At 64.3% G+C, this 15,833-nt stretch carries 14 protein-coding genes; 5 read left to right on the top strand and 9 right to left on the bottom strand.

The features are described 5' to 3' along the window. The coding region (locus E8F20_RS22065; protein ID WP_280285654.1) for a hypothetical protein at positions 1–454 on the top strand (454 nt) is incomplete at its 5' end. A 274-nt stretch (positions 455–728) separates the two neighbouring features. Here E8F20_RS22065 and E8F20_RS22060 read toward each other — a convergent pair. From E8F20_RS22060 to E8F20_RS22045, 4 genes are all read right to left on the bottom strand, one after another. Next, positions 729–1,703: a GTP-binding protein gene (locus E8F20_RS22060; RefSeq protein WP_280285653.1), complete on the bottom strand. Its 975-nt coding sequence runs from the start codon at positions 1,701–1,703 to the stop codon at positions 729–731. A 46-nt stretch (positions 1,704–1,749) separates the two neighbouring features. Then, entirely contained in the window at positions 1,750–3,486 is a 1,737-nt protein-coding gene (locus E8F20_RS22055) for an amidohydrolase (RefSeq protein ID WP_280285652.1), read from the bottom strand. 73 nt (positions 3,487–3,559) lie between these two features. Beyond that, positions 3,560–4,951, bottom strand: a complete 1,392-nt coding sequence (locus E8F20_RS22050; RefSeq protein ID WP_280285651.1) for a YjiH family protein — start codon at positions 4,949–4,951, stop codon at positions 3,560–3,562. 89 nt (positions 4,952–5,040) lie between these two features. Next, positions 5,041–5,781 carry a class II aldolase/adducin family protein gene (locus E8F20_RS22045; protein WP_280285650.1) on the bottom strand — a complete coding sequence of 247 codons (741 nt, stop codon included), beginning with the start codon at positions 5,779–5,781 and terminating at the stop codon, positions 5,041–5,043. A gap of 181 nt (positions 5,782–5,962) precedes the next feature. Here E8F20_RS22045 and E8F20_RS22040 point away from each other — a divergent pair, with 181 nt between their 5' ends. Further along, positions 5,963–6,877, top strand: coding sequence for a LysR substrate-binding domain-containing protein (locus tag E8F20_RS22040; RefSeq protein ID WP_280285649.1), 915 nt, complete (start codon positions 5,963–5,965; stop codon positions 6,875–6,877). A 60-nt stretch (positions 6,878–6,937) separates the two neighbouring features. On the opposite strand, the gene E8F20_RS22035 is transcribed toward E8F20_RS22040, so the two are convergent. The 3 genes from E8F20_RS22035 to E8F20_RS22025 form a co-directional block, all read right to left on the bottom strand. Further along, positions 6,938–7,849, bottom strand: coding sequence for an arginine deiminase family protein (locus tag E8F20_RS22035; protein ID WP_280285648.1), 912 nt, complete (start codon positions 7,847–7,849; stop codon positions 6,938–6,940). 13 nt (positions 7,850–7,862) lie between these two features. Then, positions 7,863–9,110, bottom strand: coding sequence for a Zn-dependent hydrolase (locus tag E8F20_RS22030; RefSeq protein ID WP_280285647.1), 1,248 nt, complete (start codon positions 9,108–9,110; stop codon positions 7,863–7,865). A gap of 108 nt (positions 9,111–9,218) precedes the next feature. Beyond that, positions 9,219–10,025 (bottom strand): helix-turn-helix transcriptional regulator, encoded by an 807-nt coding sequence (locus E8F20_RS22025; RefSeq protein WP_280285646.1) that lies wholly within the window; start codon positions 10,023–10,025, stop codon positions 9,219–9,221. 142 nt (positions 10,026–10,167) lie between these two features. Between E8F20_RS22025 and E8F20_RS22020 the strand changes: the two genes are divergently transcribed. The 3 genes from E8F20_RS22020 to E8F20_RS22010 are packed head-to-tail and all read left to right on the top strand — an operon-like array spanning position 10,168 to position 12,955. After that, positions 10,168–10,935: a (Fe-S)-binding protein gene (locus E8F20_RS22020; RefSeq protein WP_280285645.1), complete on the top strand. Its 768-nt coding sequence runs from the start codon at positions 10,168–10,170 to the stop codon at positions 10,933–10,935. Further along, positions 10,935–12,347 carry a lactate utilization protein B gene (locus E8F20_RS22015; protein ID WP_280285644.1) on the top strand — a complete coding sequence of 471 codons (1,413 nt, stop codon included), beginning with the start codon at positions 10,935–10,937 and terminating at the stop codon, positions 12,345–12,347. Before E8F20_RS22020 ends, E8F20_RS22015 begins: the two co-directional genes overlap by 1 nt. Next, positions 12,344–12,955 carry an LUD domain-containing protein gene (locus E8F20_RS22010; RefSeq protein ID WP_280285643.1) on the top strand — a complete coding sequence of 204 codons (612 nt, stop codon included), beginning with the start codon at positions 12,344–12,346 and terminating at the stop codon, positions 12,953–12,955. Before E8F20_RS22015 ends, E8F20_RS22010 begins: the two co-directional genes overlap by 4 nt. Here E8F20_RS22010 and E8F20_RS22005 read toward each other — a convergent pair. Both E8F20_RS22005 and E8F20_RS22000 read right to left on the bottom strand, forming a co-directional pair. Continuing rightward, the gene (locus E8F20_RS22005; RefSeq protein ID WP_280285642.1) at positions 12,944–13,969 is read right to left on the bottom strand and encodes a LacI family DNA-binding transcriptional regulator; all 1,026 of its coding nucleotides are present in this window, start codon (positions 13,967–13,969) and stop codon (positions 12,944–12,946) included. The genes E8F20_RS22010 and E8F20_RS22005 overlap by 12 nt on opposite strands. A gap of 187 nt (positions 13,970–14,156) precedes the next feature. Continuing rightward, entirely contained in the window at positions 14,157–15,767 is a 1,611-nt protein-coding gene (locus E8F20_RS22000) for a 5-guanidino-2-oxopentanoate decarboxylase (protein WP_280285641.1), read from the bottom strand. Positions 15,768–15,833: the final 66 nt, after the last annotated feature.

Raw genomic sequence — 15,833 nt, 5'->3', positions numbered from 1 at the left:
GCCCCAGGGTTCCGTTGTCGCTGAAGGGGGTTCCGACCGCACCAGCATCCACCGCGTAGCCGAGGGCGGCGCTGACCGCACCGGCGCTAACCGTATCGCTGAAAACGGGTCCGACCGCTCCCAGTCCCTGCGGGTAGCTGAAGGTGGCTCCGATCGCACCAAGGCCTTCGATGTCGCTGAAGGCGGTTCTGACCGCACCAAGGCCTTCGATGTCGCCGAAGGTGGTTCCGACCGCACCAAGGCTTTCGATATCGCTGAAGGCGGTTCCGACCGCACCAAGGCCTTCGATGTTGCCGAAGGCGGCTCCGACCGCACCAAGGCCTTCGATGTCGCCGAAGGTGGTTCCGACCGCACCAAGGCCTTCGATGTCGCCGAAGGTGGTTCCGACCGCACCAAGGCTTTCGATGTCGCTGAAGGCGGCGCTGACCGCACGGGTGCCAACCGCATCAGCTGATCCCGGAGCCGTTCAGAGGCAGGCAATCACGATGTATGCAAATCCTCGAAAGGCAGAAGGCGCCACATGTGGCGCCTTCTTTCTTTATCGGGAGGGCAAAAGCTAATGTCTGGATTACGTGTTGCAAGCAGCTGCATGGCCTGTAGGCTCTTGCACTGATGGTCGATGTCTCGCAACAGCTAACGCAGGACGTTCGAGTAGCAAAGCCGAGTTTGCTTGGCGATGGCAATCGTCACCACAAGTCCGCCCTCAAATAACCCCGGCACTCCGCCCCTCAACACGCAATACACGCCTCGAACGCCGACCGCAGTTCAACGGCATCCACCGCCCCACGCGCTCCGATGACGATCAGTTGGGTATGGGGTGCCATGCCCTCCCAGCTGTCTTGCGGCTTGATCTCACTGCGGCTGCCAACCAGATGCAGAACGCAGCGCTTACCGGGCGCCTCCGCGATATGGCAAACGCCCTTGGCGCGGTAGATCTCGCTAGGCAAGGCAGCCAGGGTCTTGCGCAGCGCCTTGAGAGACAACGGCCGCTCAGTGGAAAAGCTCCAGGTATCGAAGATTGCCGCGTGATCCTGCTCCCTGGTCGCCGCCAGCACCGGAGCCGATGCGGTTGCGGCGGGCCGGAAACTCCAGCCCTCCTTGAAGCGCCCCACACCCAGTACCAGTTCCAGCGGCACCTCGCCGTACTGACTCTCCAGCACCCGGGCATTAGGGTAAAACCAGCGGGCTTTGAGCGCGTCAATCTGCTCGCGACCGACCCGGTCCATCTTGTTCACCACGATGATGTCCGCCACATCCAGCTGCTCCATTGCCAGTTGGGCCATGGCGCCGTCCAGCTGCCCGAACTGCTCGGCATCGACCACCGTCAGGATGCTGTCGATGGCCAGCGCTTCGCGGAACTGCGGGTAACGCAGCGTATTGGCAATCTTGCTCGGATTGGATACCCCGCTCGCCTCGATGACGATGTACTCCGGCCGACTGGCGCGGTCGTCCAGCAGACGCCCGAGCTGCTCGATCAGATCGCTCTCCACGGTGCAGCAGATACAGCCGTTGGCCAGGCTGACCATGGTCTGGGTCTGGCTGACGATCAGTTGGCTATCGATATTGATGGCACCGAAGTCGTTGACCATCACTGCCATGCGCAGACCGTGATCACTGGTGAGGATGCGGTTCAGCAAGGTGGTCTTTCCGGCGCCGAGAAAGCCGGAAACTATGGTCACGGGGATGGGATTGCGTTTACTCATCGTCCTGCCTCTTGGTCGTCGGCCGGGATACTCCCGGCCTTGCGCATCAGAAGTTCGGCAACTCGCCACGCCAGGTGGCGGCATAGCTGGTTTCGTCGAACTCGCCCTGTCGGTCCCAGGTCACTTCGCCTTCCAGCAGGGTCAGCTGCACCTGGGTGTTGTGGATGTTCCCCTTGGGCGCCACCTCGAACAGATTGCGATCGAGCACGATGAGGTCGGCGGACTTGCCCACCTCGATGGAACCGGCCTTGCTTTCGATCCCCATGCACCAGGCACCATTGAGCGTCATCACTCGGATGGCCTGCTCAAGGCTGATGGGACTGCCATAGAACTGTCCCTCTTCCTCGCTGTAGGGATTCTCGCGAGTGACCATGGCCTCGAAGCCGATCCAGGGATTGATGCTGGAAACCGGCCAGTCGGTGCCCATCACGGCGACCCCGCCGTGCTCCAGCACACCCTTGAAGTTGTAGGCGCGCTGCATGCGGTCTTCGCCAAACACGGCACGGGCGTTGGCGAAGGACGACGGGAACCAGCCCACCGGCGAGAACTCCGCCGTTACCTGCAGTTCGGCGAAGCGCGGCAGGTTGGCATCCAGCAGCGTGGTGCTGTGGGCGCACTGATGGCGCACGCCACTGTCGCCGTTACGCCGGCGCGCTTCGGCTACGGCATCGAGGAACAGGTCGGAGGCGCCGTCACCGGTGCAATGGGCGATCACGCGGATGCCCTTGCGATCCATGTCCACCACCATGTCGGTGATGTGCTCCGGCGTCAGGTTGAGGTGACCGCGCCAGCTGCTTTCGCCCGGCCAGGCGCTGGACAGGTAGGACGAGCGCGACTCGTGGGTACCGTCGAAGTGGAACTTCACCGCATTGGCATTGAGCCGCGCACTTCTATAGAAGTGCCGCTCGCCGGCCAGCAGCTCCCAACGGCGCTTCACCGGGAAGATATCGTCCTGCCAACTGATTGCGGCTTCCACGCGGACTGAAAGCTCGCCGACCTGGTCGATGGACTTCAGCGCATTCAGCCGGTGTTCGCAGACGTGCACGTACTTGGTACCAACCACGCCATGACCGCTCTGGAACCAGACGCCTTCGCGGTACGCACGCTTGAGCGCGTGCTGGGGAGTCGGCGGCATGGCGGCATGAATCAGTGCGTAGGCGCCGTCGACCAGGATGCCGGTGGGCTCACCCGTCACGCTGTCGCGCTCGATGTAGCCATGACGCGGGTCCAGGGTATTGGCGTCGATACCGGCCAACTCCAATGCCCTGGAGTTGACCATCATGCAGCCCCAGGAACGGTCGAGGATGGCCACCGGGCGATCCGGCAGGACGCTGTCCAGCCATTCGCGATCCGGCACCAGGCCGGCCTGCTTGAAGGTGTAACGGACAAAATACTGGCCGTAGACCCAGCCATCGCCAGGATGGGCATCGGCGTAGTCGAGAATGGCCTGCTTGACCTGCTCCGGTGTCGGGTCCTCGACACCCACTTCCAGATACCCCGCGTAGCCAGGCGCCAGCTTCAGGTCCGGATGGGTATGCATGTCGTAGATGCCGGGCATGGCGAAGCGGCCCTTCAAGTCGAGGACCTGGGTATGGGCGCCGATCAGGCCATCCATCTCGGCGCTGGAGCCGACCGCGACGAACCGCCCGCCGCGAATGGCCACCGCTTCGGCCCAGGAGTTGGACTCGTCCACGGTGTAGATGCGGCCGTTGAGCAGCACGAGGTCGGCGGCGCCAGAAGGCCCCGGCAGGTTCGACGAGCGGAAGTCGGTGTGTTTATCCATGGCAGTGAAGTCCGAATCGGGAATCTTGTTATGGGCGTGGAGCCGGGGTACCTGGCGGCACCCCGGCCGCCGGTCAGCCAACGATCAGGTGGCCCAGCAGCGCCAGGATCGGCAGCGAAACCAGGACCCGCAGCACGTAGATCATCAGCAGGTCACGCAGCTTCAAGCCGATGTCGGCACGAATCAGCAGAATCGCCGCTTCGGTGAAGAAGATGATCTGGTTGACCGCCACGCCCACCATCACGAAGCGGGTGACCTCGCTCTGGATGCTGGCACCCAGGATTGACGGCATGATGCTGTCGACCATGCCGGCCAGCAGCGCGGGGGCGGCCTTCTCGGCTTCCGGCAACTGCAGCAGTTCCATGTAGGGCACCAGCGGAATCGCCATGTACTTGAACAGCGGAGTGAACTCCACCAAGGCCAGGCCCAGGCAGCCGATCACCATCATCGCCGGGTAGACGGAGATGGCGATGTCCATGCTGACGTGAACGCCATGGCGCACCTGGGCGAAGATCGACGGCGCGGTATCGGCACGCTCGATGGCGCGGCGCAGGCCCAGGGCGAACAGGCCTTCGCCTTCGCGACGATCGGTTTTCAGCTGCTTGCCCACGACGGGGTTATAGGCATTCGGCTTGCCACGCAGCGGCGGCAACTTGGGCACGATCAGGGCACAGAGCAGGCCGGTGATGGCCACTGCGATGTACCAGGGCACGAAGACGTGCTCCATGCCGATCAGTTTCAGCAGCAGGTAGGAATAGGCAATCGACACAATGGAGAAGTTGGTGGCGATCACACAGGCCTCGCGGCTGGTGTAGAAGCCCTGGCGATACTGCTGGGTGGTGAGGATGATGCCCACGCTGGAGGCCGCCAGCCAGGAGGCCATGCAGTCCACCGCAGCGCGGCCGGGCAGGCCGAACAGCTTCTCGAAGCCACGGCTGACCAGGCTGCCGACGAACTCCATCAGTCCATAGTCGGTGAGCAGCGGCAGCAGGATGGCCGAGAGGAAATAGATGGCCAATACGACCGGGCCGACGTCATAGAGCATCACGCCGCCGGTGTTGCGGTGCCAGATCCACTCCGGCCCGATCTTCCAATAGGTCATCACCATCAGCACGGCGCCGATGACGCGCACGGCGGTCCAGCCCAGCCCCGGGTTGAACAGCTGGATGAAGCGGTTGGGGTTCTTTTTCAGCGCGCTGAAGGTGACCAGCAGGGTGAGCAGGCTGGGGATGGTGGCGACACCGACCGTGACCGGCACCATCATCGGTTTGACCACGTCGTTGATGTAGTCGATCACGTAGGCAATGAGGATGTTGCTCTTGCCGTTGATCTCGAACGGCACCAGGAACAGCATCACGCCAATCAGTGACGGGATCAGGAAACGCAGCAGCTGTGCGGTGCTGTACTGACTCAAGGGACCTCCGGACTGGGGAAGTACCGATCCGGCATCGGGTTGTTCTTGCATGGTCACACCTTTTTGTATTTGTAGTGGATGTTGCACCGGTCGCTGGTGGTCCCGGCTCGCACGGCAGATTCAAGCGTTCGGAACGGGCATCAGGCCCTGAAGGTTGCGTCCAGGCGGTCCAGTCGACGCAATTCGGCCTGCCAGACCAGGTCGACGCTTTCCAGGTGGTAGCGTTCGTTGTCGAACTGGCGGGCCGTGAAATCACAATCCTCATGAGACGGAATGCGCAGCGGACGGCCAGCTTTCATGGCCTCCAGTTGAATCTCGCAGGCCTTGTTCAGGTAGAACATCAGGAAGTAGGCCTCGGCCACGCTGCGGCCGACGGTCAGCAGTCCATGGTTGCGCAGGATGGCGGCTTTCTTGTCGCCCAGGGCGGCGACGATGCGCTGGCGCACTTCCAGGTCCAGCGGAATGCCTTCGTAGTCGTAGTAGGCAACCCGCTCGTAGAAGGCCATGTTGGTCTGGTTCAGCGGCAACAGCCCTTCTTCCAGGGCAGCCACGGCCATGCCGGCCAAGGTGTGCGTATGCATCACGCAGACGGCATCGTGGCGGTGCATGTGAATGGCGCTGTGGATGGTGAAACCGGCGGGGTTGACTTCGGGGGCGCGGTCGTCGAGCTTGCGGCCGTTGACGTCGATGGCAACCAGGTTGGAGGCGGTGACCTCGTCCGGACGCAGGCCGTACTGGTTGATCAGGAAAGCAGGCTCATCCGTCTGCAGCCTGACCGAGATATGGGTGAAGACCTGGTCGCTCCAACCATTGACCTCCAGCAGCCGGTAAGCGGCAGCGAGGTCGGTACGGAGCATCTGTTCATTTGTTGTTTGATTCATTGAGCGTTCCCGCCGAGCTGGTAACGACATGGGTGGGCAGTTCGGTGCCTCCTTGTGCCTACGCTTTCGCCAGAAAGCACCGACCCACTACTTCCTTCCTCGCGTCGCAGGTTAGGGCGCTTGTTCAGGTGCGAATATCGATTTATCTTTCAGACTTTCATTCCAAAACGTCATGAACTCAATGCGCCGTCAACTTCCCAGCATGATCTCCCTTAGCTGCTTTGCCGCCTTCGCCCGGCATATGAGCGTCACCCGCGCAGCGGAGGAGCTGAACCTGACGCAAAGTGCCGTCAGCCGACAGATCAAGAACCTGGAGGACATGCTTGGGTGCACGCTGGTCGAGAAGGTCAGGCAGCGCCTGATGCTGACGGACAGTGGGCGCGAGTACGTACAGGAAGTCAGCCTGCTGCTGGACCAACTGGAGGCCGCCACCATGCGTGTGCGCAGCAGCCACTCAGGACGGCTGCGAGTTGGCGCCGAACCCTCCTTCACCACCCGATGGTTACTGCCCAAGCTCAAGGAATACGCCCGCGAGCATCCCGAAGTCGAACTGGAAATCATGAACGACCTGCGCCGTCTCTATGACCGGCACGAAGGTTATGACGTCGGGATTCTCTACGGCGACGGCGACTGGCCGGAGTTCGAGGCGCGCTTCCTGATGGCCGGCGAAATGGTGGCAGTCTGCACGCCGGACCTGCTGGAGCGCTTCGGTCCGATCGTCGAGCGGCGCGACATCCTGCGCTATCCCTTGCTCCACCACAGCTCCCTCACCAGCCTGACCAAGTCCTCGACCCAGCTCTGGCTGCACAGTGCCGGCCTTTCCTCCAAGGAGATCGAGGCCCTGCCCGGCCAACGCCTGGAGCACTTCCAGTTCGTCCTCGACGCCGCCCTGCACGGGCTGGGCGTCACCGTGCTGCCGCGCTTCTTTGTGGCGAAGGAAGTGGAAGACGGTCGCCTGGTCATTGCATGCCAGGAGCCCCTGGTATCCGGGAAGTACTACGTCGTGGTGCCGAAGCAAAGCCGCGATGCCAAGATAGAGCGCTTCGCTGAATGGCTGTTGCACTGGCGTGAGGAGCCAGCGAACACCGGCGGCTGAATGCTGGCCTTGTGGGGGGCGATTTCAATCGTCCCCACAAGGCGTCGCTGGAGACGGTCTCTAGACCGGATCGCGGCGCAGCGGCTGGCACATGCAATGCACGCCGCCACCGCCTTTGGCGATCATGCTGATGTCCGGGTCATAGACCTTGAGGCCCAGCGCCAGGCACTTCTCCTTCAGCGTCTTGCTGGTGGAAGGCAACAGCACCCTGCCCTCGCCCAGCGCCACCACATTGCAGCCCAACTCCATCGCATCCTTGAAGGGGATATCGACAATCTCGATGCCCTTGGCCTTCAGCCAGTCAACCAGCTCCGGCTCCACGGCGTCGACGCACACGGCCGCCAGACGCTCGGCCAGCATCACGCACAGGGCGTCCATGTGCACGAAGAAGGGGTCCATGCCGTAGAGCTTCACTTCCCAACCTTCGGCCTCCAGCCAGCCCTTCATCTGCTGCACCGCCGGCTCCTGGGAGCGCTCGCCGGTATAGCCGCAGAGAATCACGCCCGGTTGCAGCATCATGAAGTCGCCGCCTTCGAAAGACCCGGCCGTGACCATGTCGTAGATCGGGATGCCGTTGTCTTTGTAGAACTGGATCACCGGCGCGTACTCGCCACGGCGCCACCATTGGGCCATCTGGGTGACGATAGGACCGAAGGGCGTCATCACACTGGAATCTCGGGCGAACACCTGATACTTCAGGCTCGGGTCCGTCGGCAGCATGTGTACCGTCACGCCCGCCTCCCGATACGCGTCCACCATCTCCGCATGCTGGGCACGCGCGACGGCGGCGTCGAAGCGGTAGCCAAGGCGCAGGCTCTTGCGCGAAATGGAGCTGGTTTCCAGCCAGTGGTAGTGATCCACCGGGCCGAGCAGGACGTCACGCAGGACGCCGTACTCGGAATCGGCCCCCCAGTTTTCCAGGCGAGGGGTGTCGCCACCGTCGCGACGGTGTTTCAGGGTGAATGCGCTCATCAGGTTCTCCAGGTCAGGATTGAGCCATGCGCAGCATGGCGTGCAGCAGGACGTTGGCGCCGGCTTCAAGGTCGGCAGGTGCGGCGTTTTCCGCCTCGTTGTGGCTGATGCCCCCTTCGCAGGGGACGAAGATCATGCTGGTGGGGGCGACTCGCGACAGGTACACCGAATCATGGCCGGCACCGCTGCACATCCGCAGATGCGAATAGCCGAGCGCATCCACCGCGCCTTGCACGGCCGCCACGCAATCGCCATTGAACGTCACTGCCGGGGAATGCCATTCCTCGCGAATGTCGGCCTGCAACCGATGACGCCTGGATTCCTCGGCAACGATGCGTCGAAAGTCGGCGTCCAGCCGCTCCAGTACGGCCTGGTCGGGGTGGCGCAGGTCCACCGCCAGCACCAGGCGCTCCGGCACCGTATTGCGCGAGCCGGGCTCGGCGCGGATGTCGCCAAAGGTCACGCGAGCCCAGGGCCCATGTTCCTCGGCCAATTGGTAAAGGCGCGGAAGGATGGCGCCAAGCCCCATGAATGGATCGCGACGCACCGTCATCGGCGTGGGGCCGGCATGCACCGGCTGCCCCTCCAGGGTCAGGTCGTACCAACGGATACCTTGCACTCCGGTGACCACGCCCACCTGCAGGCCCTCGGTTTCGAGGATCGGTCCCTGCTCGATATGCACTTCGAAGGAAGCCGCCAGTGGGCGAGCCCGGGCGGGGCGCTCGCCCAGGTAGCCGATGCGGGCCAGTTCGCTGGCGATACACGCGCCCTGCTTGTCAGTGCGGCCGTGGCCATAGGCAAGGTCGAAGGCACCCGCCCAGACACCCGAGCCAATCATGGCCGGCGAGAAGCGCGCGCCCTCTTCGTTGGTCCACACCGCCACCTCCAGCGGGGCACGCGTGCGAACGCCGGCGTCGTTCAGAGTCTGGATCACCTCCAGTCCCGCCAGCACGCCATAGACGCCGTCGAAGCGGCCACCGGTAGGCTGGGTATCCAGGTGCGAGCCGGTGAGCACCGCCGGCAGGTCGTCTTCAAGGCCGGCGCGGCGGGCGAAGATGTTGCCCATCTGGTCCACGCTGATCTCGCAACCCGCTTCGCGGCACCAGCCCACGAAAAGGTCGCGGCCTGCCTTGTCCAGATCGGTCAGGGCCTGCCGGTTGCACCCGCCCTGTTCGGTGGCGCCGATCCGCGCCATGTCCATGAGGCGGCTCCAGAGGCGCTCGCCGCTGATGCGCAATGATTGGATGTGTGTGTTGGCCATGCAGCTGTCTCCCGATTGGCCACCGGCGCGCGGCCGGTGGTGACGATGGGGGACAGCCTAGGTTCGGCCATCGGGCGGAACCATACCCAGATTAGGGTAAATGCCCGGTCATGCCGCGCCGGGCGTGGCGATGGCGGCCAGGAACAGCGAGAACAGTTCGCCCTGGGAGCTGATGCCGAGCTTGGCATGGATGTTCTTGCGATGGACCCGCACCGTATCCGCGCTGATGGCCAGTTCATGCGCCACCGATTTCGACGAGTGCCCCCGCAGGATCAGCCGCGCGACTTCAGCCTCCCGATCAGTCAGGCAGTCACCACCGAAGCGGTTGAAGGCGCGTTCCAACTGCGCGTGCAGGGCCTGCCCCGCTCCATCGCCGCTGACCGCTTCCGCAGCCCAGTGCCTGCGGGCAGCAGCGGCCACCAGAGGCTCGATGGAAGCCAGCACGGCAAGCTCCTCGGGCGCGAAGGCGCCGTGGGAAGCGATTCGCCCCATCGACAGGGCAATGCCGCCTGTACGCTCCAGGCCGATGAGAATGTTCACTTCATCCGCCAGCCCGTGGGAGGAGTAGAAATTGCGGTAGTACTCGGACGCCTGGAACTGGTCGGGGGCGATATCCGCCAGCCGCACCAATCCCTGGCGACGCCCTTCGACACACGCCAGATGCACCGGGTCCAGCAGGTAGGGGCCAGCCAGATAACGATGAACCTCCTCGCGCCGCGCGGGCAGCACCCGCCCTTCCTCCAGCATGAGCGGGGGTTGGCCCGGGGCATGGGCGACGATGAAGGCCGTGTCGATGGGCACGGCAGCGAAGAGTGCCTGCAGCAGGCGCGCGGGAAATTCCGGCTGGCCGATGGCATCGATCAGGCTGGCTTCCAGTCGTAGCCACTGGGCAAGGTCGAAGACGGAGGAGCTCAAGGCATCGCGACTCGGGAAAGGAAAACGCTGCATTCTCCAACAGCGCCGGACCGCAGGTCACCCCTGTCCGGTATCGCGTTGACATGAATGTTATCGCTAACATAGAGTCCGCCACACCCAACTTCGACTCAGCCGGTGCCCGATGTCCAACCCGAAACCTCGCGTGGCGCTCTTTCACACCTGCCTGGTGTACCTCTACCGCCCCAGTGTCGGCTTCGCTGCCGTCCGCCTGCTGGAGCAGGCCGGCTGCCAGGTGGAAGTGCCCGCAAACCAGACCTGCTGCGGCCAGCCGGCCTTCAACAGCGGTGCCACAGCACTCGCGCGTGAACTCGCGCAGAAACTGATCGAGGCGTTCGACGGCTACGACTACGTGGTGGGCCCCTCCGGCTCCTGCGTCAGTCTTCTCAAGCTGCACTACCCGCAGCTGCTCGAGGACGATGCGGCCTGGCATGGTCGCGCGCTCGATCTGGCGGACCGTAGCCATGAGCTGTTGAGCTTCCTCGACGAAGTCATGAACTTTCGTCCCGCCGCACGCGTGCCTGGCATTGCCACTTATCACGACAGCTGCTCCGGCCTGCGTGAGCTGGGCATCAAACACCAACCACGGCGCCTGTTGGCCGGGGTCGACGAGCTGGAACAGGTGGAAATGGACGAAGCGGAAACCTGCTGCGGCTTCGGCGGCACCTTTTGCGTGAAGTACCCCGATATCTCCGCGCGCATGGCCAGCCAGAAGGTCGCGAACATCCATGCCAGCGGCGCCGACATCGTGCTCGGCGGCGACCTCGGTTGCCTGCTCAACATCAGCGGCCGCCTGACCCGGCTGGGCAGTCCGGTACGGGTATTTCACGCTGCCGAAGTGCTGGCGGGCATGGCCGACGGCCTCGCAATCGGCGAAGGGAGAAACGACTGATGGAACTGCGTTCCGCGCGCTTCAAGTCCGCGTCCCGTGTCGCGCTGTCCGACCCCGAGCTGCAAGAGGCGATGGCCGACAACCGTCATTTCGCCGCCCACGTTCGCCGCCAGGTAGGTGCCACCGGCAGTATCCAGGCCCTGCGCGACGAGGCACGCGCCATCAAGGATCACACCCTGGCGCACCTCGACCATTACCTGGAGCGCTACGAAGCCGCTGCCGCCCGACGCGGCGTCCAGGTCCACTGGGCCGCCACCCCGGAGGAAGCCCAGGCGCAAGTCCTCGCCATCTGCCGGCAGGCCGGAGCGCGCCAGGTCATCAAAGGCAAGACCATGATCGGCGAAGAAATGGGCATCAACGCTGCCCTGGCCCGCGCCGGTATCCAACGCTTCGAAACCGACCTGGGCGAGTACATCCTTCAGTTAGCCGACGAACCGCCCAGCCACATCAACGGCCCGGCGATCCACAAGACGCTCAGGCAGGTACAGGCGCTGTTCCATGAGCACCACCAAGAGTTGGGCCGCGACGAGTACCTGCTAGACCCGGCTGACCTGCTGGCGGGAGCCCGTCGACTGCTGCGCCAACGGTTCATCGACGCGGACGTAGGCATCACCGGCGCCAACTTCCTCGTTGCCGAGGACGGCACGCACTTACTGGTGACCAACGAGGGCAACGGCGACCTCACCAGCTTGCTGCCACGGGTGCGCATCGTCCTGGCGAGCATCGAGAAGGTGTTGCCGACGCTGGCCGACGCGGGCACCCATCTACAACTACTGGCCCTCAGCGCCACCGGCCAGCCGCTGACCAGCTACACCTCGATCTACGGCGGCCCAGCCGATGATGGTCCGGAGGAATGCCATGTGGTGTTGCTGGACAATGGCCGCAGCGAGATGCTCGCCGGCGCATTCCGTCCCATGCTGCGCTGCATCCGTTGCGCCGCGTGCATGGACAACTGCCCGGTGTACAACTGGGTCGGCGGACATGCCTATGGCTGGATCTATCCCGGGCCCATGGGATCGGTCTGGACGCCGAACCTCGCCGGCCTCGAAGACACCCGCGACCTGCCCAACGCCTGCACCCTGAATGGCCGCTGCAAAGAAGTGTGCCCGATGCAGATTCCTCTGCCAGACATGCTCCGCGAGCTGCGCCATCAGCAGTGGCAACGGCACCTGACGCCAGCCGGCAGTCGCTGGGGACTGCGCCTGTGGGGCGCCCTGGCGCGCCGCCCTGCCCTTTACCGGTTCGCCAGCGCGATGCTCGCGCAAATCCTGCGCCGGGTTGCCGGCAGCCGAGGACGCTTGCGTCGCCTGCCCCTTGCCGGTGCCTGGACAGCCGAACGCGATATGCCGGCACCACAGGGCGCGACCTTCCAGCGACTCTGGGAAAAACAACAGAAAAGGGATGCACCATGAGCGACTCACGCGCAGCGATCCTCGACAAGATTCGTCTGGCAGTCGGGCGTCAGCCGGGTGATGCCCCGGCGCCCAGGCCATTCTCCAGCGCCATCGCCCTGGCCGCTGCCGGCGACCTGGAGCAACGCCTGCGCGAACGGCTCGCCGCCACCGGCGTGACCTTGGAATGCCTGCCAGGCATGCAGGCGCTGCCTGACGCCCTCACCAGCTATCTGGCGCGGCGGCGACTGGCAGGACCGGTCGCCCTCGCCCCATCCCTGGCCAGCCTGGATTGGTGCGACCTTCCGGTGGACGTCGGCACCGCCCAGCCGCATCACGCTGTCTCCGTTGGCGAGGCCTTCGCCGGTATCGCCGCAACGGGCAGCCTGGTGATGCTCGCCGATGCCGACAATCCGCCCCGGCTCAACTTCCTGCCGGAGCACCACCTGGTGGTGCTGTCACGCAGCCGGCTGCTGGCTCGCCTGGAGCAACTCTGGCCGTTGCTGAAGGCGCGCGACACCCAGGCGGTGCACCTGGTGACAGGTCCGTCCAGTACGGCGGATATCGGCGGCCAGTTGCTCTACGGCGCCCATGGGCCGCGCGCGGTGCATGTGCTGTTAACGCCTTAGCGTCGTCGACTCCCGCACCACCAGTTCGCTGCCCACGTCCACCAGTGCGTCCCAGGATTGCTCGCCGCGAATGCGCTGGCAGAGCAACTCCACGGTGGCGTTGGCCACGCGCTCGGCAGGGATTCGCACGGTCGTCAGCGAGGGCATCGCCACCCGCGCAATGGGCAGGTCGCCGAAGCCGCAAATGGCGAGTTCGTCAGGAACCCGGATGCCCAGGCGCTGGCAGGTGAAGAGCGCACCAATGGCTGGCATATCGTTGGTAAAGAAAGCGCTGTCGCAGTTGATCTCGCCGCGGGCGAAGCGCTGGATCACCTCCACGCCATCATCGATGTGCGGCACAGGCGAAGTATTGAAACGCTGCGGTTCGATGCCCAAGCCGTCGAGAATGGCCTGGCGGAAACCGGCGAAGCGCAAGTTTTCGCGCTCATCGTCGAACCCGAAAAAGGCCGGCTTGCAGTAACCGCATTCCACCAGGTGACGCCCCGCCGCAGCGCCGGCGGCCCAGTTGGAGAAGCCCACCACCTGGCCCACGGGCTGGCGCGGCATTTCGCCCTCGGGCAGGTCCCAGAGTTCGATCACCGGAACATCGGTGGACTGGAGCAGCTCCAGGGTTTCCGGCGCGTGATAGCCATAGGCGAGGATCAGGCCGTCCAGTTGGCGGCCGAGGAACGCTCGCAGCAGCTTGCCTTCCTCTTCCTGGGAGAATCGGGTTTCACCGATCAGCAGGTGGTAGCCAGCACGGGCCAGGCCCTGCTGGAGGATCTCGATGGTGGTGGCAAGGATGGGGTTGGTGATGGTGGTGATCAGCGCCCCGACGATGCCGCTACGGCGTGTCACCAGTTGGCTGGCGGCGAGGTTGGGCACGTAGCCCAGCTCACGCACCGCCTGCTCGACCTTCAGCCGGGTCTGCTCAGAGACCACGTCGGGCTTGGAGAGGGCCCGCGACACCGTCATGCCGGAAACCCCGGCGAGCCGGGCTACGTCCTGCAGCGTGGGTTTGCTCTTGGTCGACATCCTGGCCTCTGGCGCCATTTCAGGGGAGGCGCATTATCCCTATTGGCACCCAGTGGAGCACGCAATTGTAGGGGCGATTTCAATCGCCAAGCGGACCGCAGGTTCGCCCTGCTGCCTCGATGAGGGCAGCTACGCTGCCCTTGGCGAATGAATTCGCCCCCACAGAAAAGCGAAGACCTCGCCTGGATCAGGCCAGGAACTCCGCGTGCTCCCACACCTCGATCACCGTCGGGCGGTCAGCCTTCGCCGCAGCCAGCAGCAAGTCCTTCAGGTGGTCCAGGCTTTCCGCCTTCTCGGCATTGCAGCCAAAGGCACGGGCCAGGCCCTGGAAGTCCGGGGTGTAGATGTCGACGCCAATGGTGGGAATGTCGCGGTTCTTCATGTAGCGCTTGATCTCCCCGTAGCCGCTGTTGTTCCACAGCAGCACGATGATCGGCGCGCCGGCTTCCACGGCCGAGGCCAGTTCCGGCAGCGTGAACTGGATACCACCGTCGCCGATCAGCGCGATCACCGGGCGCTCGGGGGCCGCCAGCTTGGCGCCGACGGCCGCTGGCAGGCCGTAGCCCAAGGTGCCGTAGCCAGTCGCGGAGTTGAACCAGCTGCGCGGGCGGGTGGCCTCGAACAGGTGGTTGCCGGAATACACCGGCTGGGTCGAATCGCCCGCCACGATCAGGTCCGGCAAGGTCTGCTGCAGGGTTTCCAGCACCTTGCGCTGGCCGTTCCAGGTTTCCGGCCACTGGGCGTCCAGTTGCTCGCGCACAGCAGCGGCGCGCTTCGAGCCCGCGCTGTCGGCATTGAAGGCAGCCTTCGTGCCCAACGCATCGGCCAGGGCAGCAATGGCTTTGCGAGAATCACTGAGAATGGCGATATCGGCCGGGTAGTTGCGATTCAGTTGCTCGGCGTCGATGTCGATGCGGATCAGCTGGCTCTCGATACGGAAGTTGCCGTCGAACACCACGTCGTAGTCGGTTTCGCCCAACTCGGTACCAATGGCCAGCACCACGTCCGACTCCAGCACCATCTGGCGCACCGGCACCCAGGCCTGGTTGCAGCCAAGCGCCAGTGGGTGTCCCTTGGGCAGCACGCCCTTGGCATTGATGGTGTACGCGGTGGGTGCATCCAGCGCTTCGACCAGACGCTGTGCTTCAGCGCCTGCATCAGCACAGCCGCCACCCAGCAGGACCAGCGGGCGCTTGGCGCCCTTGAGCATTTCGGCAGCGCGGGCGATGGCGTCCAGGCAAGGGCCGGGGCGGCTCGGCAGCGCGCCCAACTTGCGGCGTACGTGGTCCGCCGGGGCGGTGATCACGTCGATCGGAATCTCGATGTGTACCGGGCGCGGACGGGCACCATTGAACACAGCGAAGGCGCGGGTCAGTACCTCCGGCAGTTCGTCCGGGCGCATCAGGGTGTGGCTGAAGGCGGCGACACCGGACACCAGGTTGCGCTGCGACGGCAGCTCATGCAGGCGGCCACCGCCCATGCCCAGTTGTTCGGTGTTGTTGACGCTTGAGATCACCAGCATGGGAATAGAGTCGGCATACGCCTGGCCCATGGCGGTGGTGATGTTGGTCATGCCCGGGCCGGTGATGATGAAGCACACACCCGGCTTGCCGGAGACACGGGCATAGCCGTCAGCCATGAAGCCGGCGCCCTGTTCGTGGCGAGGCGTCACATGACGGATACCGGTATTGGGCAAGCCGCGATACAACTCCACCGTGTGCACACCCGGGATACCGAACACGGTATCCACGCCAAAGCCTTCCAACAGCTCAACCAGCAGCTCTCCGCAGGTCAACATGGGCAGTCCTCCAAAGGATCGGTCAACGAATGTGGCGCACTCTAACACCAGATTGTTAGCGTTAAC

The organism is Pseudomonas sp. BN415, from assembly GCF_029871195.1.
GTDB lineage: Bacteria > Pseudomonadota > Gammaproteobacteria > Pseudomonadales > Pseudomonadaceae > Metapseudomonas > Metapseudomonas resinovorans.
Note: the sequence above shows the minus strand (reverse complement) of the source record. Positions and strands in the feature narration are given on the sequence as shown.